The 20,915-nt window shown below is 57.9% G+C and carries 17 protein-coding genes; 12 read left to right on the forward strand and 5 right to left on the reverse strand.

Translation table 11 applies throughout. The features are described 5' to 3' along the window. Nucleotides 1-22 precede the first annotated feature (22 nt). Nucleotides 23-4,675, reverse strand: coding sequence for a molybdopterin cofactor-binding domain-containing protein (locus tag EOS_RS09280; RefSeq protein ID WP_047846325.1), 4,653 nt, complete (start codon nucleotides 4,673-4,675; stop codon nucleotides 23-25). A gap of 128 nt (nucleotides 4,676-4,803) precedes the next feature. Continuing rightward, nucleotides 4,804-5,949 carry a porin gene (locus EOS_RS09285; RefSeq protein WP_053063816.1) on the reverse strand — a complete coding sequence of 382 codons (1,146 nt, stop codon included), beginning with the start codon at nucleotides 5,947-5,949 and terminating at the stop codon, nucleotides 4,804-4,806. Between the two features lie 281 nt (nucleotides 5,950-6,230). On the opposite strand from EOS_RS09285, the gene EOS_RS09290 reads away from it, so the two are divergent. The 9 genes from EOS_RS09290 to EOS_RS09330 all read left to right on the forward strand — a co-directional run bounded on the left by EOS_RS09290 (nucleotide 6,231) and on the right by EOS_RS09330 (nucleotide 15,448). After that, a complete protein-coding gene (locus EOS_RS09290) occupies nucleotides 6,231-7,298 on the forward strand; it encodes an ABC transporter substrate-binding protein (protein WP_235442752.1) in 1,068 nt (355 codons plus the stop codon). Further along, a complete protein-coding gene (locus EOS_RS09295) occupies nucleotides 7,295-8,134 on the forward strand; it encodes an ABC transporter ATP-binding protein (RefSeq protein ID WP_235442753.1) in 840 nt (279 codons plus the stop codon). Before EOS_RS09290 ends, EOS_RS09295 begins: the two co-directional genes overlap by 4 nt. Beyond that, nucleotides 8,134-8,958, forward strand: coding sequence for an ABC transporter permease (locus EOS_RS09300; protein ID WP_082163278.1), 825 nt, complete (start codon nucleotides 8,134-8,136; stop codon nucleotides 8,956-8,958). The genes EOS_RS09295 and EOS_RS09300 overlap by 1 nt, the downstream gene beginning before the upstream one ends. 60 nt (nucleotides 8,959-9,018) lie before the next feature. Then, a complete protein-coding gene (locus tag EOS_RS09305) occupies nucleotides 9,019-10,401 on the forward strand; it encodes an FAD-dependent oxidoreductase (RefSeq protein ID WP_047846327.1) in 1,383 nt (460 codons plus the stop codon). Beyond that, nucleotides 10,398-11,564 carry a CaiB/BaiF CoA transferase family protein gene (locus tag EOS_RS09310; RefSeq protein WP_047846328.1) on the forward strand — a complete coding sequence of 389 codons (1,167 nt, stop codon included), beginning with the start codon at nucleotides 10,398-10,400 and terminating at the stop codon, nucleotides 11,562-11,564. Before EOS_RS09305 ends, EOS_RS09310 begins: the two co-directional genes overlap by 4 nt. Before the next feature lie 13 nt (nucleotides 11,565-11,577). Then, nucleotides 11,578-12,351 (forward strand): enoyl-CoA hydratase-related protein, encoded by a 774-nt coding sequence (locus tag EOS_RS09315; RefSeq protein WP_047846329.1) that lies wholly within the window; start codon nucleotides 11,578-11,580, stop codon nucleotides 12,349-12,351. Next, on the forward strand, nucleotides 12,351-12,677 hold the full coding sequence (fdxA, locus tag EOS_RS44285) for a ferredoxin (protein WP_075645301.1): 327 nt from the start codon (nucleotides 12,351-12,353) through the stop codon (nucleotides 12,675-12,677). Before EOS_RS09315 ends, fdxA begins: the two co-directional genes overlap by 1 nt. Nucleotides 12,678-12,702: 25 nt before the next feature. Further along, nucleotides 12,703-13,620, forward strand: a complete 918-nt coding sequence (locus EOS_RS09320) for a LysR family transcriptional regulator (RefSeq protein WP_047846330.1) — start codon at nucleotides 12,703-12,705, stop codon at nucleotides 13,618-13,620. Nucleotides 13,621-14,065: 445 nt separating this feature from the next. Next, nucleotides 14,066-15,448, forward strand: a complete 1,383-nt coding sequence (locus EOS_RS09330; RefSeq protein ID WP_075645302.1) for a sigma-54 dependent transcriptional regulator — start codon at nucleotides 14,066-14,068, stop codon at nucleotides 15,446-15,448. A gap of 230 nt (nucleotides 15,449-15,678) precedes the next feature. Here the strand turns inward: EOS_RS09330 and EOS_RS09335 are convergent, their stop codons facing one another. Both EOS_RS09335 and EOS_RS09340 read right to left on the reverse strand, forming a co-directional pair. Further along, the gene (locus tag EOS_RS09335) at nucleotides 15,679-16,086 is read right to left on the reverse strand and encodes a GFA family protein (protein WP_047846333.1); all 408 of its coding nucleotides are present in this window, start codon (nucleotides 16,084-16,086) and stop codon (nucleotides 15,679-15,681) included. Between the two features lie 268 nt (nucleotides 16,087-16,354). Beyond that, complete coding sequence (locus EOS_RS09340) at nucleotides 16,355-16,951, reverse strand: TetR/AcrR family transcriptional regulator (protein ID WP_047846334.1); 597 nt, start codon at nucleotides 16,949-16,951, stop codon at nucleotides 16,355-16,357. Nucleotides 16,952-17,259: 308 nt separating this feature from the next. Here EOS_RS09340 and EOS_RS09345 point away from each other — a divergent pair, with 308 nt between their 5' ends. The 3 genes from EOS_RS09345 (at nucleotide 17,260) to EOS_RS09355 (ending at nucleotide 19,612) form a co-directional block, all read left to right on the forward strand. After that, complete coding sequence (locus EOS_RS09345; RefSeq protein WP_047846335.1) at nucleotides 17,260-17,655, forward strand: nuclear transport factor 2 family protein; 396 nt, start codon at nucleotides 17,260-17,262, stop codon at nucleotides 17,653-17,655. Between the two features lie 69 nt (nucleotides 17,656-17,724). Further along, the gene (locus EOS_RS09350; protein WP_047846336.1) at nucleotides 17,725-18,453 is read left to right on the forward strand and encodes an SDR family oxidoreductase; all 729 of its coding nucleotides are present in this window, start codon (nucleotides 17,725-17,727) and stop codon (nucleotides 18,451-18,453) included. A 169-nt stretch (nucleotides 18,454-18,622) separates the two neighbouring features. Beyond that, entirely contained in the window at nucleotides 18,623-19,612 is a 990-nt protein-coding gene (locus EOS_RS09355; protein WP_047846337.1) for a zinc-dependent alcohol dehydrogenase family protein, read from the forward strand. A 198-nt stretch (nucleotides 19,613-19,810) separates the two neighbouring features. Here the strand turns inward: EOS_RS09355 and EOS_RS09360 are convergent, their stop codons facing one another. Further along, on the reverse strand, nucleotides 19,811-20,713 hold the full coding sequence (locus EOS_RS09360) for an NAD(P)-dependent oxidoreductase (RefSeq protein ID WP_047846338.1): 903 nt from the start codon (nucleotides 20,711-20,713) through the stop codon (nucleotides 19,811-19,813). Nucleotides 20,714-20,915 lie beyond the last annotated feature (202 nt).

Consider the following 20,915-nt stretch of genomic DNA (forward strand, 5'->3'; position numbering starts at 1 on the left):
CAACCGGAACCCCGTGGTTTTTTCAGGCAAGCAGGACTAGCGCGTCACTCCCCACCTCGCACGCGCGCCGCACCTCCTGTACCGTCGCGGGCGCATTCAGGAAGAACAGCGGCGTGAGCTTGCGCTCGACGCGCGACGCACGGATCGCTGCCTTGATGGCAAAGAAAACGCTGTTGGCAAGCACCATCGGCGGTTCGCCCACCTCTTTCGACGAGTAGATCCCGTGCTCTCCGGTAGTCGGCACACCCGCGACTGACGGGTCGTTTCGCGGGAACAGGTGCACATTCATTTCCAGCGGAATGGATGCGTGCGCGGGGACTTTATAGCGCCAGGTATTGAGGGTGTTCAGGCGGCCCTTTTCGTCGCCGTCCGGCTCGAACACAAGATCTTCAGATATCAGATAGCCGATGCCCTGCACAAACGCTCCCTCGACCTGGCCGATATCGATGGCTGGATTCATGCTCCATCCCATATCGTAGGCAATATCCGAACTGATGATCTTGACCTCGCCGGTCAGGATATCCACTTCCACGACCGAGCATGCGGCGGAGTAGGTGAAGCCGACGAAACAGTCGACGGTGCCACCGGGCTGCTTACTTTCGTCGACCTCGATGCCCGGAATCCGGGGTTGCTGGTCCAGCGGCTTGTAAGTCTTCCACGGCACGGACTCCTCACCACCGGCGACCTGTACGGTGAAACTCGCTATCAGGTTCAGCCTCGCGACATAGGCATAGTGGATCAGGTTCTGCCAGATCAGTGCGGTTTGCCCGTGCGCGAAGACTTCTTGCGCCCAGCCGCTTTCTTTGTAATCCCAGTAGTTGACGCCATTGTCTTTGCACCATTGTTCGCCTTTGCTGGCTCTCAACTGCTCTCCAAAATCCCGGAGACGGCTCGCGAGGTCTTCGCAGATGGCCTTGGCTACTTCGCAGTTGTATTGCGTTCCGGTCGAGGCGCCGGAGCTGGTCGGGTTTGGCGTAATACTGGTCTTCGGGCTTTCGATATGGATCATCTCCATCGGGATATTGAGGACATAAGCGGCGACTTGCAGGACCTGGGTGATCAGACCCTGTCCCATTTCCACGCCGCTTTGATGAATCGTTACCGTTCCGTCCGCTTGATTGACCACCGCGATTCCCGCGGCCTGCTCCATTTGCAGCAGGTTATATCCAGACCCGTATTTGACCGGGATCATCGCGATACCGCGTTTGCGCCATGTGTTGTTGCGGTTGAACTGCTCCACCGCACGGGATTTGTCGTCGAAAGCGCAGGTGGATTTCAGCCAGTTCCACACCTGCTTGATGTAGCAGTCGTCCAGCACCTGTCCAAACGGCGTCGTGTCGCCAGGGTTATAAAAGTTTGCTTCCCTGAGTTGCTCGGACGGTATGCCGAGTGCGACAGCCGCATCGTCGATCGCATTCTCGATGATGTTTTTTCCCTGCAGGTCGCCAAAGGCGCGCATCGCAGTGCTGGGTGCGGTGTTCGTCCGGCACACGTCTATCTGGCTCTGGTAATTCGGCACGTTATAGACGTTGTCGGCACGTAGCTGGATGCAGTTTGAAACGATAAACGAACAGTCGTAGTAGGCACCGCCGTCTCCCCACATCTGGGTCCAGAAGCCCTTGATCTGATGAGTCGTGCGGTCGACGGCGATCTGGCACTGGCCAAAGAATCCGTGCCGCTTGCCGATCATCCGGGTATCGACGTCTCTCGGCAGTACAACCCGTACCGGACGGTTGAGCCGGTATGCGGCCACGACGGCCGGTCCGGTTACGAATCGCGCCTGTTCTGTTTTCCCGCCAAAACCGCCACCAAGCGGTACTACGCGGACATCCAGGCGATTGTAGGGAACCCCGATCGCCATCGCTGCCGTTTGATGCATCTCCATCGGGCTTTGCGAAGACGGGTGGACGATAAACCGGCCTTCATCCTGCGGTACGACCAGGCAAGCCTGGGTTTCCATATAGAAATGGACCTGACCGCCGTTGCGCTGGCTGTTCGCGAGCCGGATACAGTTGGCAAAGGCTTGATCCGGCACGCCGGACAGGTCGCTTACCTCGATGCATCGATCAAGCAGTTCGCGATCCGAATCAATCCAGTCGAACCTGCTTTCGGGCCGCGTTATCTTCCAGATATGCGCCACGTAGTTCGCTGTGCGGGGCGCATCGGGGAAAATGCTGTTTCTCGCGATGGCATCCTCGATACTCAGCACCGGCTCGTTCCACTTCGCCGGCCAGCTTCCGTCCCATGCAATAGTTCGATAGCCAATGCAGTATCGGGTCGCGTACTCCGCTATGTCATTTGCCGCCTGTTCGTCGCGTGCCATCACCATCGCAATCGTCTGGCCCGGGTAATGAACACTGCGCTTTGCAAACAGCGGCTGGTCCAGGGCTTTTCCCTGGAAATTGAGGCCGTGGGGCGGAACACTGTCGCTGGTCAGGACATCGGCAAATTGATCGGGAAACATTGCGGCGAGATGGGCCTTAAGCCGTTCGCGCGTGATTTCCGTGCCCGGAGAATCCGGCAGGCACAAATAGAAGTCGGCCAATGCCCGCAGGCTTTGAACGAAGGCGCCGTGCACCGTCCGTGGAGGAACCGCCAGCTCGTGCGTATAGTGGATTTCGCCGAGAGCCTGGTAGATAGCCGTATTCTTGATATACGGCAGGCCCACTGGATGGCGGTCGACCGGCGGCGCGGCGTACGACTGGCGTCCTGAGCTGACACCCCAGTTACCCCATGGGATCTCGCCTGCCGAGGCTACAGCCGGGGCAACGGGCACGCCACGGTGCACCAGCGCGTTGATCAATGCCTTGTAGAACAGGGACAAGGCCAGGGCCACCCGGTAATCGTCGGAGAATCCTTCGTCAGGCAGCATTGCCCGATACGACGTCCATTTTCCGAGCTCTTGTCTGACTTCCCGCTCCAGTATGGTCAGGCTTTCCGCGAGATCCTCGGCAGTCAGCGGTCGGCCCAGACCATTCAAGAATGTTTCCGTCCGTCCGGCCGGCCACGGCGCATCCGCTATCCCGCCGAATACGAGGCTTGCCGACTGGATATAGCTATCGGACGGTTCTCCGCCTGCCGCTGCCCACACCGTATTGCTCGTCATGTTGATGATCGCGTGAGAGTTCACCTCCCTTAATGCGACCTTTTGGGAAAGGACGATCTGATTGGCCTTTTCGAGCGGAATTCTGTAGGAGACGATAAGCGCGGCTTCGCCGGTCTTCCCGCCGGGCCCTTGAAAGAATGCGATCGCCTGTTGCGCAGACATGACGTAGGTGGTGGTGCCCGGCGGCGGCTCGATTGGAGACGGCCGCAATATGACAAAGGTGATTTCCGCGCCGATCGCGGCCAGTGCCGTCAGCGTGTCGGACGGGAACGGCTCACCGCCGTATCCCGGGGATGTCTGATTCCGCTCGAAGACGTGCTTCATCACCAGCATCGTATTGCCGCCCAGGGTCGCGGCATTCCGGACTATGCGGCCGGCCGTCCTGCGGGCCATATAACGCAGGGCGGCCGCAGGACTGACCGCGGACTGGCCATATTGCGCTATCACGGAGTCGAGCAGGCCGATCAGGTCGCTGTAGGTAACGCCCGCGCCGACCGTAAGCCATTCGGCATCCACGCTATGCGGCCGGTTTAATTCCGGTACCCGGCGCACATCGATATAAGCACGCGAAGCGAGGTATTCGTCCTTGTAGATGCCGAATGATGTGTTGCCGTGAACAAACTGGTAGGGAATCGCCTGGGCCTGGCACTGGAACGCATAGTCGCGTGCTTCGTTCCACGAGGTCGCCGTGTACCACTGCTTGCCTGCGCAATGAGGCCCGCCGATAGTGACTGGCCGCGGCACGGACCGGGCCGCCTCCGGAAACGGAATCGTGACGCTGGCCGCCGGCAATTGCTCAGCCTGGCCGCGCTCCAGCAGGCACTTCATCCGGTCCTTCTCGTCCTCGGGGCTGTAGTCGCACGCGAAGGTCTTCATGCCGGTCAGGATCGGACGATAGCCCGTGCACCGGCAGATATTTCCATCGAAGATATCTTCGATCTGCTGCTTGGTCGGATGCGGGTTATTGACGATGAATTCGGACATGTTCATCACGAATCCGACCGTGCAGTAGCCACACTGACTGCCATTATTTGCCGCCAGCCGCTGTGCGACAGGATTGATGCCGGCCGGGTTGCTGGCAGCCTGCAGATCCGCGTCGCTATCGTCGAGCATGTCGGCCGTGGACGAAAAATCCGCTAACTTCGTCGTACGGGATGCGATCCTCGCCATGCGCGATCGCGTTGCGGCTTGCTGCACCGCTGGCGGTGGCGTCCAGTCGAGGGGGGCGAAGCCCGAAGTTGGCGCGTGCATTGGGTAGCGTGCGGACAAGACGCCTGGTGCTCCCGTTCCTTCCACTGTCGTGACGACGAGCCCGCTCAGCAAGCAAACTGGCCGAAGACAAGCGTTGATGGCGCGGTGTTCCTCGCGACTGTCTTTCCAACTGGACAGGATCACGGTACAGGAGCCGCATCCGCCTTGCCCGCATGCCTTCTTGGGGCCGGCGAGACCGATATCGGAGGATCGCAGGAAGTCGATCAGCAGAAAGTCCGGACTGGGATTTTCGATGCTGACGGGTTCTCCGTTCAGAAAAAAGTCGACACGATTGACGTATCCGGTTCCACCACTCATATGATGCCTTCCGCAGGTTTATTTTTAAGCCCTCTCGGTAGTAGTGCCGCTTATTTTCGGCATCTGATTTATAAACTCATCCGGACGAAAACTGGTTACGCGCTCAGGCGCGCAACGCGAGCTTGTGTTCAGAAGCTTTGAGTCATGCCGATCCGGACATCGACCTGCTTGTTCGTTGTGGACGGTGAAAATGCGTAGCCGATAGCGGCACGCGTACCTGCATTCGCATGCAAATAATCTGCGCCTGCATAGACTGAGGTACGCTTGGAAAGCAAATAATCAATGCCGGTCGAAAATCGACTCCATCTTGATTCTTCGAATCGCGTGCGTTGATAATCGAAAATGGCGAAGAGGTCAGGTGCGAAATAGTATTGCGTGCCGCCCTGGTAAACTTGCATGGTCGAACTGGTTCCGAATCCCTTGACGTTGATATTGTTGTAAAGAATATTTAACTGAAGCTTACCGATTGTGTAAAGGGCGCCAGCGCCGAAAACGCCTTTGCTGTCGACCTGTATGCCGCCTGGGAACAAGTCGGTAGCGACGCCTGTTGCAGGATTGATGGTGGCGACTTTTTGGCCTAAAAATGTTGTTACGCCAAGCTGGGCATAGGGATCGAATCCCTGTCTGCCAGTCGGGTTGTTGATTTTCGTATAAACAATTGCAGTGCTGAATGCGCTGCGTTTAAAGGCGCCTCCGACACTCCATGCACTACCTTGATGAAAATTTCCCGCGACATTACCAAATTCATACATACCGCCAAATCTGGCGCCACCAAAATCGGTACTCGAAAACTTAACCGCGTTATTGAGCCGATCGGCCCCCGAGTACCCGTCGAAATCCCCTTGGTGACTGCTATATCCCGTTCCCTCCGATGCGAGGTTAAATCCACCCAAATTCAAATAATCCCATACGAAATCGTATTGATTACCGAAAGTAAATGATCCCCATTGGTTCTTCAATCCAACAAAAGATTGCCGCCCGAACAATGCGCCATTTTGATAGGCCTTCCCGGTTCCCAGCGCAAAGCCATTCTCAAGAGTAAATATTGCGCTCAAGCCACCACCTAAATCCTCGACTCCTTTAAATCCCCACCGGTTGCCGTACCAGATGCCATCTTCAAATCGATAAGCATTGCTTCCGGCATAATTCGATACATATGTTATTCCGGCATCGAGCCGGCCATACAGCGTTACGCTACTTTGTGCCTGTACGGGGAGTGGAATAAGTAACGCCGCTATAGCGCCAAGCAAGTAAACTGCTTTTTTGTTATACATACTTTCCCCGGTTTAGAAAATTAAATTGATCTTATGGCAATTCGCGCTGCTTGGCGTCCGGACCAGTTGGTCAAGGCCAGATAGTTTTATAGAAAAAATTGTGTTGCAAGCACAAATTTTACATGCATGTGCCCACAAAATCAGAACACCCAATGCAGAAAAGGCTCTCAAGGGAGTAGAAGGGGTGAACTAATTTTGGCAACATGCGCAGGCAAAATTTGATCTTGTAGTGGGCAATTAAGAATGCGTACAGTGCGTTAAATAGAACGTATGGCGCTTGGATGACCTGTTTTCTTACACTTTGGGGTAGTGACCTGATGGATTGTCGATTCAGCTTACGCAGACGCAAGCTTGTACTGGGATCGTTGGCGACAGCGGGCGCAGCGGCGGCCGGCTCTCTGGCGACGGTCCAGGCGTTGGGCGCGGAGGAGGGGCTCATCAATCTGCAACTCGGTTATATCGCCGGCGCCGATCAAATTGCCGAGGTAACCGCCCGGGCCATGGGGTATTTCAAGGATGAAGGGCTGAGCTTGGCGATCCAGCCGGGCGGCCCGAGTGTCGACGGCCTCGCGATCGTGGCTTCGGGCCGGTTTGAAGTCGGGGAGATCTCGTCCAGCCCGGCGATCATGCTGGCAACATCTCAAGGCATTCCGATTCAATCGTTCGCGGCGGGTCTTCAGCGACACCCGTACGGTTATTTTTCTCTCAAGAAGAACCCCGTGCGTACACCCCAGGACTTCATCGGAAAGCGCGTGGGCGTCGCGCCGACCGGCGTGATATTGCTGCGCCTTCTGCTAGCCAAGAACAAGATCCCGGAAAAACAGGTGACGATCGTTCCGATTGGCGGTGACATGTCGCCATTGCTGACCGGACGGGTGGACGCCGTGACAGGCTGGCTCTCGAACATTTCCTCGCTGAGGGCGTTGGGCGACGAGCGAGTCGATTTGACGTTATGGGACGCTGGCGTGCATCTGTATGCGTGGCCGTACTACGCGACCCAATCCACGCTCGAGACCCGTCCGGATCTTCTTGTGCGGTTCCTGCGGGCGACTGCGCGCGGATGGCATGTCTGCAGAACGCAGCCGGATCGCGCTATCGAATACTTGCTGAAAGATTATCCGCAGTTGAACCGTGAGGACGAGCGCGCGGCGCTGGCCATCAAACTCCAGTGCGCGCTGGACGACGAAACGGCGGCGAACGGCTGGGGCACGATGAGCACCGATCGCTGGCGGCAGCAGATAACGCAATTCGACCAGTTGGGTCAGTTTTCGGGCCACGTACCGGTTGTAAGCGAAGTCATGACGACGGCCATCCTCGAGAAGACCCGGTCGGTCCGGATGGCCGTATGAACGCGAATATCGACATGACGGCAGCGCAATCTCCGGCACGCGCATTGCGCGGGGCCGGCGACATGGCTGTCAACGGACATGCGATCAGCTGTCGCGACATCGTGGTTCGATTTTTCTCGAACCGCCGCAGCGTGACGGCAATTTCCGGGCTGTCGCTAGATGTGCGGGAGGGCGAATTCCTGACGCTGCTTGGTCCTTCCGGGTGCGGGAAGTCGACCTTCCTTCGGGTTGTAGCAGATCTCCTGCCGCCCAGCAGCGGTTCGATTACGGTGCTCGGCGACAAACCTTCGCGCGCTCGCGCCAACGGCGACGTTGCATTTGTCTTCCAGGACCCGGCCTTGATGCCGTGGCGAACCGTGCTGCAGAACATCGAGCTACCGCTCGAAATCTCAGGCAAAAGCCCGCGCAAGCATCGCGTCAGAACCACCGAGCTACTGGACCTCGTCGGGCTGAGGGGGTCGGAAAACGCCTACCCGAATGAACTTTCCGGTGGAATGCGGCAGCGGGTTTCCATTGCGCGCGCCCTGATAGGGAGTCCCAAGGTTTTGCTGATGGACGAGCCTTTCGGCGCGCTTGACGAGATTGTGCGAGATCGCCTGAACGACGAGATCCGCAGGATATGGAAGGAAACAAAGCTGACGATCCTGTTCGTGACCCACAGTATCTATGAGGCGGCTTATCTGGGCGAGCGCGTGCTCGTGCTGGCCGCCAATCCCGGGCGCGTGCGCGATATCGTCTCAGTGCCGCTTCCCTACGAGCGCACGCTCGAAGCACGGGAAAGCCCCGAATTCGTGTCCCTTGCCGCCAGGTTGCGCAGAACGCTGGAGACCTGCTGATGGACGCCTACTCGACTCCAATGGATGCGCACGCGGCCTCTTATGCGATCGACGAAGCTCGCTACCTGGAGGAGCAACGCCGGCTCGCGCGTCAGCGACGCGTGCTGCCTGTGCTTGGCATCGCAGGCCTGCTGATCGCGTGGTGGGCCGTCATTGCCGGCTTCAACATCAAGCCCTTTATCGCGCCGTCTCCGATGCTGGTGATGCAAACCATCATCCAGAAGAGCGACTTGCTGCTGCAGAACCTCGGCGTGACGGCACTGGAAGCGCTGCTCGGGTTCATCCTCGGCAATCTCGCTGCGATCCTTGTTGCGACCGTGTTCGTGCACAGCAAGATTCTCCAGCAGCTATTTTTGCCGATCGCCGTCGCGATCAATGCGATCCCCGTTGTCGCCAAGGCACCCATCCTAGTGTTGATCATGGGCAACGGAATGGCGCCAAAAATCGTGATCGCCGCGATGGTGTGCTTCTTCCCGACCTTGATCAACACCGTGCGTGGGCTGGAGGCCGTGAACCCGCAAATCATGGAGCTGATGCGCATGCTGTCGGCAACGCGTACGCAGATCTATTTCAAACTCCGCTTGTTCAGCGCGCTGCCGTACCTGTTTTCCGCGTTGCGCATAGCTGCCTCGATGTGCGTGATCGGCGCCATCGTGGGCGAGTGGATCGGGGCGACCCAGGGTATCGGCGCTCAGATCATCCAGGCCACGTACAACTATGACTCCCCGTTGTTGTATGCGGCCATCGTGATGAGCGCACTTTTATCGGGTCTCTTCTACGTCGTGATCGCGCTGCTGGAAAAGCGGATCGTGAAGTGGTCTTGATGTGGTCTGCGCACTGAGGCGGCCAATTCGTTTGTACGGGCAGTAAGGAAATCAAATCAAATGACCTTTCAGAAATTTTTGCGTGAACCGGCTCGTGACACGAAGGTCGTTGCAAAGGCCGATGTGGTCGTCGTCGGCGGTGGCCCCGCAGGCCTGGCCGCGGCGCTGGCGGCGGCGCGCAATGGTGCGCAGACGATTCTTCTTGAACGTTATAACCATCTCGGCGGCCTTGCATCCGGCGGCATGGTGCTGGTATTGGACGACATGTGGGACGCGAGCCAACACGAAATCTCAGTGCGGGGCACGTGCCTGCAATTCATCGAGCGGATGTCGCATCTGGGCCTGGCTGTCTATCCGAAATCAAACGAGTGGCGGCAGAGCGAAGAGGCGTACCGAAAGTGGGCTCGTTGGGGCACGTTCGATTTTCATAGCCGCCAGCAGCCGCGTCCGGTCTGTTTCGCGGCGGCGTTCGACCCCGATGGCTGGAAACGCGTGTCGCTCGAGCTCGTCAAGGAGACCGGGGTTCAACTGCGGCTGCATTCGTGGTTCGCAAGGACGCTCGTTGAGGACGGTGTCGTCAAAGGTGTTGTCTGCGAGACCAAGAGCGGACGAGAAGCCATTCTGGGAGACGTCGTTATCGACGCCACGGGCGACCTGGATGTCGCAGCGTCGGCAGGTGCGCCTTACATTGGCGGAAGCTACATCATGACGACCGTTTTTCGGATCGGTGGCGTGGATACCGACACCGCTGAGCGGTTCGAATTCGAAGACCCGGTGGCCTACGCCGCGCTGGACCGGACGATAAAACAAATGTTGGGCGGCGCATGGGCCTATTGGTGGCTCAAGACGCCGCTGAAGGGCATAGTCTGGTGCAACTGCCCGCACTTGCCCGGCTATAACGGGATCGAGGTCGAGGACCTGACCCGGGTGGAGATGCTCGGGCGCGAGATCGTTCACGAAGTGGTCGAATTTGCGAAGAAGAACTTTCCGGGTTTTCAGTCGAGCTACGTGGTGGACTTCGCTCCTCAGACCGGCGTCCGGCAAACGCGGCTGTTGCAGGGCGAGTATGTGATGACAAAGGACGATGTTGCAAACCGGGTCCGTTTTCCGGACGCAATCGCGCGTGGACGTGACTACTACTATCCGTATCGCTCGCTGCTGCCGAAGAAAATCGACAACCTGCTGATCGCGGGCCGGCATTATTCCTCGACCTCCCAGGCGCAAAAAATGTCGCGTGAAATCCCGCCCTGCATGGCAATGGGCGAAGCCGCAGGGGTAGCGGCGGTGCAGGCGCTCAACGCGGGCAAAAGAGTTCGGGATATCGATGTCGGTCAGCTGCAACGAACCTTGCGCGCACAAGGCGCGGACCCAGGTGATCAGACGCGTCCCAACCCTGACATTCCCGCACTGGCGGCAGGCGCCAGGATTGGAGTGGCCGCATGAGTTCGGTCTCGTTCAAGCCGTCTGCTGCGTCTGGCCTTCCGCTGTCGGGGATCAAAGTCGTCGATTTCACTCAAGTGATGATGGGGCCCGTGTGCACCCAAATGCTCGCGGACTACGGTGCGGACGTGATCAAGATCGAGCGGAAAGGCAAAGGGGATCTGAGCCGCTCGACGTTCCAGCCGGTCGCAGGCGCAGATAACCCGATCTTCTGCAGCCTGAACCGCAACAAACGGAGCGTGGCGCTCGACTTGCGCGACCCGGCACAGTTGGAAGCCGTCAAGAAACTCATTGCCGGAGCCGACGTCGTGACCAGTAATTTTCGCGCTGGGGTGATGGAGCGCATGGGTCTCGGCTACGAGGAGTGCAGAAAGCTCAACGAACGGATCATCTTTGCCGTTGGAACTGGCTTTGGCGAAACGGGGCCCTATAGGGCAAAGGGGGGGCAGGATGTGTTGGCGCAGGCAATGTCGGGCGTAATGGCTAGACGATCGGACGAGTCGGTGCCGCTGAACATCTATCCGACTACGCTTGCGGACTACTCCGCCGGCATGCACATGGTGCAGGGCATCTTGCTCGCGTTACTGCATCGCGACAGGACCGGGCTCGGCCAGAAACTATCCGTGTCGCTGTATGACTCGATGCTTGCCATCCAGATGCAGGAGGCAGCCATGCTGATGATGGCTGATTCCGAACTGAATTGGGCCGCGATGCCGCTGTCGTTGGTGTTTCACGCAAAGGATGCACCGTTCGTACTCGTCGGTGCGTTCAAGTCGAACCCGTTACGCGACATCTGCGAAGTGCTCGGAATCGACGACCTGTCGACTGACCCGCGCTACTGCAATCTCGGGCAGCAATTGCTGCACAAGGCTGAACTTCGCAGCACCTTGGCCGAGGGATTTCGCACCGAGACACGCGATCACTGGCTTCGCCTGCTGGAAAAAAAGGACCTACTGTGCGCACCTGTCAAGCATCTACGCGAGGCGCTGGCCGACGAACAGACGTATCACAACCAGATGATTTTGCAAGGGCAAGGAATAGGGCAGGAGTTGAAGCTTATCGGCAGCCCGATCCGAATGTCGGCGTCGCCCGTTGAACTGCGCCGGCCACCGCCTTCGCTCGGACAGCACACCGCCGAGGTATTTGGCGACGATTTCGTCAAATGACAGGTGACATTCAATGGACGTAAATCTGGAACTGAACAGCGGCGTTGCCCGGGTCACGATTTCAAGGCCCGATGTGCTTAACGCGCTCGACTCGGCCGCGCAGCAGGAACTAGAAGAGATCTGGCAACGGATCGAACGGGATCCGGACGTCCGCGTGGTCGTGCTCACAGGCGATGGCGAGCGCGCGTTCTGCACCGGCGCGGATATAAAAGCCGGTAGTTCCAGCGGGCTCGATTACTGGGCCCATCCGCTGCCAAAAGGTTTCGGCGGATTGCCGCTACGCGAGACGCTGAACGTGCCGGTCATCGCGCGCGTCAATGGTTATGCGCTTGGCGGCGGACTGGAACTGATGCTCGGCTGCGATATCGCCGTTGCGTGCTACGAAGCCACATTCGCGCTGCCGGAACCGAGAGTTGGCAGGATGCCGCTCGACGGCGGCATGACGCTGCTCACGCGCCAGATTCCTTACCGTCACGCGATGGGCATGCTGCTGACCGGACGACACGTCAAAGCGACCGAGGCGTTCGAGATGGGACTCGTCAACGAGGTCGTGCCGCGCGCGAATCTCGATGTGGCGGTCGAGCGCTGGGTCGGCGAGATATTGTCCTGTGCGCCGTTGTCGTTGCGCGCGATAAAGGCTTTCGTGCGCTCGACGCAGGGACTGTCTCCCTCCGCCGCGCAGGGCATGCGCTTGCCCGCGCTGGTCACCGCGCTGGAATCCGAGGATGCGCTGGAAGGCGTCCTGGCATTCAAGGAGCATCGCAAGCCCGTCTGGAAGGGGCGCTGATGGCATATGTCATTACCGAGGCCTGCATCGATGTCAAGGACGGCGCATGTGTGGTCTGCTGCCCCGTGGATTGCATTTATGAAGGATCCCGATCTTTATACATTCATCCGGATGAATGCATTAACTGTGGTTTGTGTGTATCGGTTTGCCCGACGAGTGCGATCTATGACGCTCACGATCTTCCAACCGAACTAAGAGAATATGAACGGATCAATTCCGAATTCTTCGGGCCTGCCGTAACAGCGCTTGGCAGTCCCGGCGGAGCGTGCGATGTCGGCTCGACCGGCATCGACCATCCGGAAATCCGCAGCTATACCAGACAGTAATACAGGCAACGAGGTTGAGATTCCCATGCATGCCAGCGTTCTTAAATATTTCACTGAGGTTGCCAGGTGCGGTTCGATGCGCAAGGCGGCGCAGCATTTGTTCGTTGCTCCGAGCGCTATCAACCGGCAGATACGAAACCTCGAAGACGAACTGGCGGTTGAACTATTCGACCGGCTGCCGAGCGGGCTGAAGCTGACGGCCGCCGGCGAACGTCTGCTCAAGCATATCCGCGAAACACTGGATGGTTTCCATGCGATGCGCGCGGAGTTCGACGCAATGAAAGGCGAGCGAACCGGTCATATTTCCGTTATTGCGATGGATTCGGCCCTGGAGAAACTGTTGCCGGCGGTTATCGACGATTTTGGCGAGTTGTTTCCCGCCGTGACCTACGCGATCCAGTATGCACCGTTGTCCAAGGTGGCGGACCGGGTGGCGTCGGGACAATTCGACATAGGCATCAGCTTTTGCCAGAAAGCGCCTGCCGGAACCCGGATCGCCGCCACCGCGAATTTCCCCAGCGGCGCCGTACTGTCGGTCTCTCATCCGCTGGCAAAGAAAGACCTAGTGACGTTCGAAGAATGTCGTGAATATCCCATTTTTCAAACGGGCGTCAACGATGAATTACCGAGCCCGTTGTCCCTCGAGTACTCCCGTCACTGGGAGGAAACGAAGGTCCATATGCAATCCAACTCCATAGGCCTGATCAAGTCCATGGTAGCTCGGGGACGTGGCATTGCTTTTTTTACAAAGCTGGGTTTTATCGACGAACTTGATCGAGGCGAGGTCGTTTGGCGACCCATTGCAGGGGTGTCGGACAATACGCCGCCTGTGGCAATCCTGGTTCCCAGCCCCAAGGAACTGTCGCCAATCGGTGAGGAATATTTGAACTGTCTCATCCGTTGTTTCAAGCAGTTCGAGGCTTTGACGCAGAACGGGCATTAATTACTGAGGGTGCAGTCCAGAGCCTGAGAGAAAAAGGTGTTGTGATCACGGGAAGGGGAGCCGTCGTTGGCATGGGTGCTGCGACGGCTCCGGTGTTCGGCAATGCAGCCGCGTGCGTGGTTGTCCGAGATTGCAGCAACCGGAAAATAAGTCGATAAGTAGTGCAGATAACCTGAGAGGCCTGCGGCCGCGCCGGATCGTTTCACGCAGACGTGTGCGAGATCGTCGAAGTCGACAGGTTTGTGTCGGAGGTGCGTGCGGCCTTCGGCCAGATTGATGTGCTGATTTGATGTGCTGATCAACAACGCCGGTGGTTTTGCGAGGCACTCGCCGATCGTGGATGCGAGTGACGATGACACCGACGCCGTGTTCGCCTCAACGCCCGCTCGGTTGGTTCAGCAGCGTTTGGTGGCGGTGTTCGCTTCAACTAACCGGTATGACTTTCATGGCTGATTCTTCCCAACTTCCCAGGCATCTGTTTTCCGTTGGCAATCCTTTGACGCTGGAACTTCGCTCGCTCCTGGATACACGCGGCTGGACAGTCAAAGCCCTGGAACTGGATCGTGAGCCGGGGAATTTTTCATCGAAGCCCAGTGGTGGATTGCTTGATTTCTCAGCGCGAGATGTGCTGGCCAATCTACGTCTGGCTGAAACATGGTTATCGGTAAAGACAGTGGGATGGGTGGCGCTCTTGTTGCCTGCGCAGCTTGAAGATCCAACCATTAGGCGCCTCGTCCGCGATTTCTGCTTTGACTATGTCACGATCCCGGCATCGGGCGAGCGCATTCTGAATGCGCTTGGCCACGCTTACGGGATGGTGGCGCTGCATGACAGCGCCGCACGCGACGCCGGCAATGGCAAAGACGATGACGACGTGGAGGGTGAAATGATCGGCTCGTGCGATGCGATGCTTGCGCTCTTCCGTGCGATCCGCAAGGTGGCAAAGACCGACGCGCCGGTGTTTATCTCCGGCGAATCGGGCACGGGCAAGGAACTGACGGCCGTGGCCATTCACGCGCGTTCGGTGCGGCGCGACCAGCCGTTTGTTGCGATCAATTGCGGGGCGATTCCCCCGCACCTGCTGCAATCCGAGTTGTTCGGGTACGAACGCGGCGCCTTCACCGGAGCGAACCAGCGCAAGATCGGCCGCGTGGAAGCGGCGAATGGCGGCACGCTGTTCCTCGATGAGATCGGCGACTTGCCACTCGAGAGCCAGGCAAGCCTGTTGCGTTTCCTGCAGGAACGAAAGGTTGAGAGGCTGGGCGGTCACGGTTCTACGCCTGTAGACGTGCGTATTGTCTCGGCGACCCACGTCGACATGCAGGCCGCGATGGTCGAAGGCCGGTTTCGTGCTGACCTGTATCATCGGTTGTGCGTACTGCAAATCGATGAACCACCGTTGCGCGAACGTGGCAAGGATATCGAATTGTTGGCCAGGCATATGCTCGATCGCTTCGAAAAGGATGCAAACCGGCGTCTGCGCGGGTTTGCACCCGATGCGATCGCCGCAATTCATAACTATCGCTGGCCGGGCAACGTGCGTGAGTTGATCAACCGCGTGCGGCGCGCGATCGTGATGGCCGAGGGGAGGCTGATCGGTGCGCGCGATCTGGAACTTGGCGAGTTTGCGGAAGACATCCCGATGTCGCTTGCGCAGGCGCGGGAAGTGGGAGAAAGGAAGGCGATCGAAATGACGTTGTTAAGGAATCGCGGGCGCGTGGGCGAAGCTGCGCGGGAACTTGGCGTGTCCCGCGTCACCTTGTACCGGATCTTGTCTGCCTACAGCATGCGAAATCCAGAGGCATCGCGAAGCTTGGGTCTGGACTAGTGCACGACGATCTGACTGCGTTGCTGGACTCGAAGTCCGTACTCTGTCATGTGTATTGCAACCGGTCTGATATCCGGCCCTCCGGCCTGTGCGAATTTGATTGTGCGAGACACGAGGTCTTTGTCAGGTCGGGTTGGGAACGCGGAGTTCGGCGCGGGCTCAAACAGTGGCGGCGGTTCTTGCTCCAGCCGGCTACGCCACGGAAGATTCCAAGGCAGCAAAATCGGTGTTTAAGTCTGTCCCTCAAGCGCTTTGACGCCGTCGGGAACAGGAACCCAGCCCTGGGCACTTTTCATCCAGATGAAGTGGGCTGGTCGAAGCCAACTTGTGTCATCAAGAGTGTCTGGTTTGATTGAAAGAACGTCCTGAGCAGACTCCAGGACATGATAGATGCGGACGCCGCACTCGGGACAGAACACACCCGTAACCGCGTTGCCGCTGTCGCCGATACGCGTAAATTGCTTCGTCAGCCCGGTCACTGTCAGGCTGTCTTTCTTCACGGGCATGGCCATGCCAAAGGCGCTGCCGGACTGGCGCTGGCATTCTTTGCAGTGACAGGCAGCCACGCGGATGGGTTCCGTCGTCAATACGTAACGCACTGAGCCGCATTGGCAGCCGCCAGTGTAGGGTGCGGGCATGATGTCTACTCCTGTATCGGTTGGTAATCGATCTCAAGGAGCCGCCTTGCGTGAGGTGACAAGTACGCGCAGCAAAAGCGAGCGCTACGCACCCAGGATTTCGAGGCGCGGGAAAGCGTGACAGGCACGGCAATGTTGGAGCTTCCTGCCGCTTAAGTGAATTATCCTTGCGTATCGTATTTTCGATCGCACGACGGCCAGCAAGTCGACAGAATCAATCTTGATGTCCGCCGAAAACCAAGCCTGGGTGCTCAGTTCTAGAGAGAACTCATGAGTCGGCCAAATCAAGCAACAACTGTCGACGACCGTCTTTCAATATTTCATCAGCCAAGTCTGGATCAGCGTCGACCAATGCGCGCGACAGCACCAAAGTTCCAACCAGTTGACTTAAGACCGCAATAGCTTTCTTTCTGCGTTCTCTTTTATTTGCGCCGTTAAGCGCATCGGCAAGGCATTCAACATTTGAAGCCACGCCCTCGGCGTAGGACTTGCGTGCCCCCGCGCTCAGTCGCCGGACGTCGCCTGCGAACGTGGATACCGGACAGCCAGAATCAATCGCTCTCCGATGATCGGGGGACAGGTACCAATCGATCTGACGCTTGATCGGATCCACCCCCAATGCTTTGGACTGTTCGATGGCCGCGACAAGTCGTTTTTTGCCGTCTTCCATGGCGTTGGACATCACTGCTGCCACCAATGCATCCTTCGACTCGAAATGGTTGTAGAAGCCACCCTGAGTAAAGCCTGCGGCCTTGGTCAGCTCGGTTAGTCCCACTGCATCTACGCCGCGCTCGCGGAAGAGCTTTTCTGCAGCGGCAATGATGGACTGCCGATTTTCTATAGCTTGCTGTCTTGAGACACCCATGAACTGTTCTCCTCGCCTGCGCGTCGTGTTACACGATTATCTCACAAAACAATGGTGAACGACATTGACATTGGTGATCGTCGTCGTCATGATGGGTGGAATCGATGGTGACCACCATCGTAAGCGCTTGCCTCTCCGGTCAACCGACCGGAGGGCGCGCTTGTCTGCGAGGCGGGAATGACTCTTGTAGTCCTTGGGTTAGGGGACGCCAGTGTGTCCGTCTACGTTTCGGTCCGGAGGGTTCGTTTGACCGCTCAGCGCTCGAGCGCGCTGTTGCCTGACTTGTTACCAAGGAGCATCTCTTGCATATGTCGACAGCCGAACAAAACAAGGCGCTTGTGCTCGAAGCGTTCAACACGCTCTTCAACAAGCGCGACTATGAGGCGGCCTCTCGTCTCTGGTCGGATAACTACATCCAGCATAGCCCGCATATTGAACCGGGTCGTGATGGCCTTTTCAGATTGATTCGTGGCCTCCCCGACACGCTACGGTACGAGCACGCATTGATTGTCGCGGAAGATGACTACGTCATCGTTCATGGCCGGTTTTCAGGCATTGGCCGCCCAACTGCATGGATCGCTGCCGATGTCGTCAGGATCGAAGACGGTCGTCTGGCCGAACACTGGGATGTGCTTCAAGATGAAGCAACACAGGCGGAATCCAGGAGTGGACTGCCGATGTTCGGAGATCGCTTTCCTGACTGATGCGATTCAATCACGCCACCGCAATCAGTGGCGTGACAAGCGCATTTGTTTTCAGTCGGAGTATTAACCATGGGCAAGTTGCAAGGCAAAGTTGCCGTGATCACGGGTGGCACCACGGGGATTGGTTTGGCGACCGCGCAGCTCTTCGTGAAGGAAGGAGCGCATGTCTTTATTACGGGTCGCCGCCAAAAGGAACTTGACGAGGCTGTAAAAACGATTGGCCACAACGTCACTGGCGTTCAAGGCGATGTCGCCAATCTGGCCGACCTGGATCGGCTCTACGAAATCGTCGCAAAGAAAGGCCGAATCGACATTATTTTTGCTAACGCTGGCTACGGCGAGTTTGCCGCGTTGGGCAGCATTACCGAGGAGCACTTCGATGGGCTGTTCAATACGAACGTGAAGGGTACGCTGTTCACAGTGCAAAAGGCGGTACCTCTCTTGAACGATGGTGCCTCCATCATCCTCACCGGCTCGGTTGCGAGCGCCAAAGGAACGCCTGCCTTCTGGGTCTACGGAGCAACGAAGGCTGCCGTACGCAATTTCGTTGGAAGTTGGACTGTTGAGTTGAAGGACCGCGGCATCCGTTCAAATGTCCTTAGTCCGGGTCCGACCGAAACACCGGCGGTGGACCAGCAGCCTGCGGATGCTATTGCCCAAATGGTGTCTACCATCCCGATGGGTCGCATGGGCACGCCCGAAGAAATCGCCAAGGCTGCCTTATTCCTCGCCTCCGATGATTCCAGTTTTGTCACGGGTATCGAATTGTTCGTCGATGGCGGGCGAGCGCAGATCTAACCAGCGGGATATCCTCAGTCACAGCGTGCTTTCAGATCTCAGCCAAATTTCAGACACTTTATGCATCTCGTCTCGACGTTCCATTTGGCCGATCGGGACCGTGCTGCAGCATGTTCCAGTCCGATCGGGAACCAGATAGTCCGTATCTCATTCCATCCAGGAGCATCAAATGTCGCGCACCATCAAGTTCTCGAAAGCCGGCGGCCCTGAGGTCCTCGAATTCATTGACGAGCAAGTTGCCGCCCCGGCACCCCATGAAGTACGTATCAAGGTCAAGGCAATCGGCTTAAACCGTGCAGACGTGATGTGGCGCAATGATGCATACATCGAACCCGTGAAGTTCCCGGCAGGGCTCGGTTACGAAGTCGCCGGCATCATTGATGCTGTGGGCAACGATGTGACCGGGCTCGCGGTGGGCGATGCGGTTAGTACGATTCCGGCTTTTTCGATGAACAAATACTCCGCCTACGGCGAGGTAGTGCTCATGCCGGATTACGTTGTCGTGAAACATCCGAAGTCGCTCTCGTTCGTCGAGGCCGCGTCGATCTGGATGATGTTCGTGACGGCTTACGGCGCGCTGATCTTAGATGCTCAGGTGACTAAGGGCGATTTCGTCATCATTCCCGCCGCGTCCAGCAGTGTTGGCCTTGCGGCCATTCAACTCGTCAACTATGCCGGTGCGACTCCCATTGCATTCACGCGTACGTCGGCAAAAAGGGGGCAACTGCTCGAAGCCGGGGCAACGCATGTGATTGCCACGGAAGAGGTCGACATGTTGCAAGAAGTGATGCGTATCACTGATGGCAAGGGCGCACGCGTTATCTTCGACCCAGTGGGCGGCCCAAACTTCCCTAAGCTGATTGCGGCACTGGCCCATCAGGGCATCGTCTACCTATACGGCTTGCTTGGTGAGGGTGAAACGCCTATTCCGATCTTGCAAGTGCTTCGCAAGTTACCAACCATCAAGGTTTACAGCCTCTCTTACGTCGTCGCTGACGAAGCACGCCGGAAAGCAGCTGTGGATTACATCTTCAAGGGGCTAGACAGCGGTGCGCTCAAGCCTGTCATCGATCGGACCTTCAAGTTCGACGAGATGGTGGAAGGGCATCGCTACCTCGAGGGCAACAGCCAATTTGGGAAAATCGTTGTGACGGTTTAGGCGATTGTGCGGCTAGCGAACGCATCGCAACATCAAAGCTAGGGTCGATGCGGTTCTCGGCTTCAATCGTTTGAGGAATAGGGTTATTACGATCGGCTGGCGTGGAAGACTTGAACACGCAAGACTGCAAGGACGTAGGCGGACGACACGACGGTTTCCCGCTCGCATGCTCTATTTGCATCACAGCCGTTGAACGGCTCAGGCCGGCGTGAGCAGGCTCCTCCACTCGGAGAGGCTTCCCTTCGGATCGAGCGCTGCGGCCAATGGTGCGGAGCGCGCGGCGAGTTCCTGTTGCACGTCAGCGACAGCAGTTGCGAGGGCCGTCGGCATTCCCAACTCGCCGAGCATCAGCGCGGCTTCGCGCATTTCTTCGGAGCGTCGTTGTCCGTGCTCGACCACCCGGCCGATCAGATACGCTTCGTAACCGTTATCCCAGCCCACACCGGGGAAACTTGCCGCGAGCGATGCAAGCACACGGCGGTCCACGCCGAACTGGTTTGCGGCCAGCATCGACTGGACGCACAGCGCTTCCATGCCTTTGATCATGATGCTTCGGCACAGTTTGATGGCTGAAGCCAGACCGACTTCCTGCGCAACGGCTTCGGTGCGCATACCCAGGCTGTTGAGGATTTCCGCAGTCTGCGTAGCCTGGCGGCCGCCCAGCAGCATCGGCACGCGGATGCCTTGTGGCGGGACCGGCGCCATCACCGCGGCTTCCACGTAGTCAGCGCAGTTGCGTTCGATCTGCCTGCAGCTCCGCTGTTTTACGGTTGGCGATACCGAATTGAGGTCGACAAAGGTCTGGCCGGTCGTGAGATGCTCCGCTGACGCGGCGGCGACTGCCTCCGCCTGGCTTGCGGTGACGGCGGAGAAGACGAGTTGGGCACCGCGCAACGCCGTCGCAAGGTCTTCGGCTACGTGCGCACCGCATTCGTGTGCTCGCTTTGCCATCGGTGCACGCGCCGCAGCGTCCTGCAGCTTGATGTCGTGGACCGATACGTCACGACCGCCAGCGATCAACGCACGAGCGAAAATGGACCCGACTTCTCCGAAGCCGATTATCGCGATGCGGGCAATGTGCTGATTGCTGTTCTGATCCATACAGAGTCTCTTCAAGTGAAGGGTAGATGTGCAGGCGATCGGGCAGACCTCAAAGCCGATGTCCACTCGCCCGCATCTTCCGCAACAGACTCACCGTTTTCCCCGTTCTGTTTTTCTCGATGTCGAAATTATGCGGGTGGCGTGGTCGTTTGCCTGCTGCCAAGTGTTGAAAGTCTCATCTGTTTTGTTTATCGATACTCAT

It is taken from the genome of Caballeronia mineralivorans PML1(12) (assembly GCF_001028175.1).
In the GTDB taxonomy this organism is placed as follows: domain Bacteria; phylum Pseudomonadota; class Gammaproteobacteria; order Burkholderiales; family Burkholderiaceae; genus Caballeronia; species Caballeronia mineralivorans.

What these genes read in the sequence shown, in the direction of transcription:
- EOS_RS09305 (WP_047846327.1), top strand. Translation starts at nt 9,019, where the DNA reads ATGACCTTTCAGAAATTTTTGCGTGAACCGGCTCGTGACACGAAGGTC.
- EOS_RS09360 (WP_047846338.1), bottom strand. Translation starts at nt 20,713, where the DNA reads ATGGATCAGAACAGCAATCAGCACATTGCCCGCATCGCGATAATCGGC.
- EOS_RS09295 (WP_235442753.1), top strand. Translation starts at nt 7,295, where the DNA reads ATGAACGCGAATATCGACATGACGGCAGCGCAATCTCCGGCACGCGCA.
- EOS_RS09345 (WP_047846335.1), top strand. Translation starts at nt 17,260, where the DNA reads ATGTCGACAGCCGAACAAAACAAGGCGCTTGTGCTCGAAGCGTTCAAC.
- EOS_RS09355 (WP_047846337.1), top strand. Translation starts at nt 18,623, where the DNA reads ATGTCGCGCACCATCAAGTTCTCGAAAGCCGGCGGCCCTGAGGTCCTC.
- EOS_RS09300 (WP_082163278.1), top strand. Translation starts at nt 8,134, where the DNA reads ATGGACGCCTACTCGACTCCAATGGATGCGCACGCGGCCTCTTATGCG.
- EOS_RS09310 (WP_047846328.1), top strand. Translation starts at nt 10,398, where the DNA reads ATGAGTTCGGTCTCGTTCAAGCCGTCTGCTGCGTCTGGCCTTCCGCTG.
- EOS_RS09285 (WP_053063816.1), bottom strand. Translation starts at nt 5,949, where the DNA reads ATGTATAACAAAAAAGCAGTTTACTTGCTTGGCGCTATAGCGGCGTTA.
- EOS_RS09290 (WP_235442752.1), top strand. Translation starts at nt 6,231, where the DNA reads ATGACCTGTTTTCTTACACTTTGGGGTAGTGACCTGATGGATTGTCGA.
- EOS_RS09280 (WP_047846325.1), bottom strand. Translation starts at nt 4,675, where the DNA reads ATGAGTGGTGGAACCGGATACGTCAATCGTGTCGACTTTTTTCTGAAC.
- EOS_RS09350 (WP_047846336.1), top strand. Translation starts at nt 17,725, where the DNA reads ATGGGCAAGTTGCAAGGCAAAGTTGCCGTGATCACGGGTGGCACCACG.
- fdxA (WP_075645301.1), top strand. Translation starts at nt 12,351, where the DNA reads ATGGCATATGTCATTACCGAGGCCTGCATCGATGTCAAGGACGGCGCA.
- EOS_RS09320 (WP_047846330.1), top strand. Translation starts at nt 12,703, where the DNA reads ATGCATGCCAGCGTTCTTAAATATTTCACTGAGGTTGCCAGGTGCGGT.
- EOS_RS09340 (WP_047846334.1), bottom strand. Translation starts at nt 16,951, where the DNA reads ATGGGTGTCTCAAGACAGCAAGCTATAGAAAATCGGCAGTCCATCATT.
- EOS_RS09335 (WP_047846333.1), bottom strand. Translation starts at nt 16,086, where the DNA reads ATGCCCGCACCCTACACTGGCGGCTGCCAATGCGGCTCAGTGCGTTAC.
- EOS_RS09330 (WP_075645302.1), top strand. Translation starts at nt 14,066, where the DNA reads ATGGCTGATTCTTCCCAACTTCCCAGGCATCTGTTTTCCGTTGGCAAT.
- EOS_RS09315 (WP_047846329.1), top strand. Translation starts at nt 11,578, where the DNA reads ATGGACGTAAATCTGGAACTGAACAGCGGCGTTGCCCGGGTCACGATT.